Origin of the sequence: Kitasatospora sp. NPDC093558 (genome assembly GCF_040683475.1) — a bacterium.
Classification (GTDB): domain Bacteria; phylum Actinomycetota; class Actinomycetes; order Streptomycetales; family Streptomycetaceae; genus Kitasatospora.
The window spans coordinates 1-2,435 of record NZ_JBFBDY010000828.1; the positions used below are offsets into that span (position 1 = coordinate 1).

3 protein-coding genes are annotated in these 2,435 nt (G+C 70.4%); 1 reads left to right on the plus strand and 2 read right to left on the minus strand.

Annotation, left to right across the window (positions count from 1 at the left end; translation table 11 throughout):
* Together AB0O00_RS35760 and AB0O00_RS35765 are read right to left on the minus strand one after the other, a co-directional pair.
* A partial coding sequence (locus tag AB0O00_RS35760) for an MFS transporter (RefSeq protein WP_363658874.1) occupies positions 1-350 on the minus strand: 350 nt, incomplete at its 3' end.
* A complete protein-coding gene (locus tag AB0O00_RS35765) occupies positions 347-1,720 on the minus strand; it encodes a condensation domain-containing protein (RefSeq protein ID WP_363658875.1) in 1,374 nt (457 codons plus the stop codon). The genes AB0O00_RS35765 and AB0O00_RS35760, both read right to left, overlap by 4 nt.
* A 453-nt stretch (positions 1,721-2,173) precedes the next feature.
* On the opposite strand from AB0O00_RS35765, the gene AB0O00_RS35770 reads away from it, so the two are divergent.
* The gene (locus AB0O00_RS35770) at positions 2,174-2,434 is read left to right on the plus strand and encodes an acyl carrier protein (RefSeq protein WP_363658876.1); all 261 of its coding nucleotides are present in this window, start codon (positions 2,174-2,176) and stop codon (positions 2,432-2,434) included.
* Position 2,435 lies beyond the last annotated feature (1 nt).

Here is a 2,435-nt window from a genome sequence, read left to right on the forward strand (position 1 = left end):
GCCACCATCGCGGTCAGCGTGGTCGCCAGGGAGCTGAGGGCGGAGCCCGCCATGAAGCCGAGCAGCCCGGTGAGGAAGGCCCGCCGTTGCCCCAGCCGGTCTCCGACCGCGCCCCCGGAGAGCAGGGTCGCGGCGAGGACGAGGGTGTACGACGCCACGGCCCACTGGAGTCCGCTGATGCCCAGGCCGAGGCTCCCGCCCATGCTGGGCAGCGCGTTGGTGATCGCCAGGTTGTCCAGCATGGCCATGAACGCGGCGGTGGAGACCACCGCCAGGACCGTTCCGGGCTGCCGGGGGCGTTGGAGAGCGTTGGCGCGTTGGACGGTTCCGGCGGTGTGGCCGCCGGTCACGGCCGGGCTCGATCGCCGGTGTCGGCTTTCGGGGACCGGGTTCGCGCATCGACGGTCGGCAGGCCGAAGGCCCCGACGGGCCGGTCCGGGGCAGCCGTGGTCATGGCGGCGAGCAGGGTCAGCAGCCGCTGCCGGTGGCCGGTCAGGTCGGCCCGGGTGTACTGCCCGCTGGCGCCCTGCATCTCCAGCCGTAGCCCGGCTCCGTCGCGCAGGTCCAGGGCGAGGAGCTTCAGGCAGGCCGGTCGGCCGGCGGCGAGGTGGACGCCGGAGACGGTGCAGTGGCTGCGCGCGATGTCGAGGGGGCGACCGAACGGCATGAGGTTGACGAGCAGCGCGAACCGGGAGGCGAAGCTGCCGGACAGGCCGAGGTCACGGGCCAGGTCCGCGACCGGGTAGCGCTGGTGGGCGACCGCGTGGGTCATCACACGGTCGACCTGGCTGAGCAGTTCGGCCGGCGGCATGCCGGCGGAGACCCTGAGGCGTAGGGGCAGGATGTTGTTGAGCACGCCGGGGGTGGTCATGAGTTCGCGCCGCGGGCGGCCGGTGACCACCAGGCCGATCATCACCTCGGGTTCCCGGGTCAGCTGGTGCGCATGCACCGCCGCAGCGGCACAGAGGAACCGTGACCGCCCCATCCCGGCGAGCCGGGCCGCCTGCTGGAGTGCCTCCGGATGTGCGAGTGGACGGTACCCGCTCGTGCACACGGCCTGCGCGGCCAGGTACCCGCGGTCCACGTCGTGCTGCTCGTCGGCCTCCTGCACGGCGGCCTCCTGCACGGCGACCTCCCGCACGGCGAAGGCCGGACGGGCGGGCAGCGGGGCCGGGTTCGGCGGATCGCTGAACGTCCGCGTCCAGTAGGCGCCGTCGACGGCGTACTGCGCCGAGGACCGGTAGTCCAGGTCGGCCCTCACCAGGTCCGCCAGCGATCCGAACGGGGACGCTCCCACGACCTGCCCGGCGGCGAGCAGCGTGTACAGCTGCGTGAACCGGCGCGCGATCAGGAAGAGGCTGAAGCCGTCCAGCACCAGGTGATGAGCGCTGAGGTAGCACAGCCAGTGGTCCGCCCGCAGCGCGATCAACGCGCACCGGAAGAGCGGGCCGTGGGCCAGGTCGAACGGCACGGCCAGGTCCGCCGCGATCCAGCGGCGCGCCGCGCCGTGAGGTTCGGGTTCGCCGCTCACGTCGATGCACGCCCACGTGCCGTCGGCCACCGGGTGCACTTCCTGCACGGGGCCGCCCGGGGTGTCGGCGATGCGCACGCGCAGCGCGTCGGCCTCGGTCAGGACCCGGCTCATCGCTGCTTCGAACAGCCCGGTGTCGACCGGTCCGTGGATCTCCACGCACTGGCTGATCCGGAACGCCTCGTGCACACCGGACGCCTCGTGCGCACCGGACGCCTCGTGCCCACCGGACGCCTCCTGTTCGGCGAGCCAGATCCTGTGTTGTGTCGCTGTCAGTGGCAGCGGCACGCGCGAGGCGGGGCGCGCCGTGCGGCCTTCGACGTCGTGGCCGTTCCTCAGGCCGGGGGCGGATGGAGCAACACTGTTGGAACCGGGCATCGGCACCTCCCATGGACTTCGGACGAGTCTGCCTGCCGGCCCCTGGACTGCGGGCATGTGATGACCTATACAGCCGTATGCAACCATCCGAATGGAGAATGGCTTCGGCATTCCATTCCGCGATCACCTCCCGCGAGCCGTCCGCAATTGAATGCCGCACAAGGGACATACTCCTGAGGCGCATACGAACGTGCCCCGTGCACCGTACTCATGGGAAACCCAAGCAGATCTCTCTCCATCCCCGCGAGAATAGGAGCTGTTGGTATGACGAAATCCCTGGAAAAGGATGCACTTCCCGAGAAATTCATCGCCCTGCTGACCGAGCATCTGAGAATCCCGGTGCCCGCCGAGGGGATCTCGGCCGACGCGACACTGGAGAGTCTGGACATCGACTCCCTCGCCCTGATGGAAATCGTGGTGGCGGCCGAGGAAGTGTTCGGGATCGTCCTGCCCGAAAGTGCCCTGACCCTCTCTCCTTCCGCCACCCTGGGCGAGGCGGCGAAGGTGTTCGATGAGGCGACCTGAC

What these genes read in the sequence shown, in the direction of transcription:
- AB0O00_RS35770 (WP_363658876.1), top strand. Translation starts at nt 2,174, where the DNA reads ATGACGAAATCCCTGGAAAAGGATGCACTTCCCGAGAAATTCATCGCC.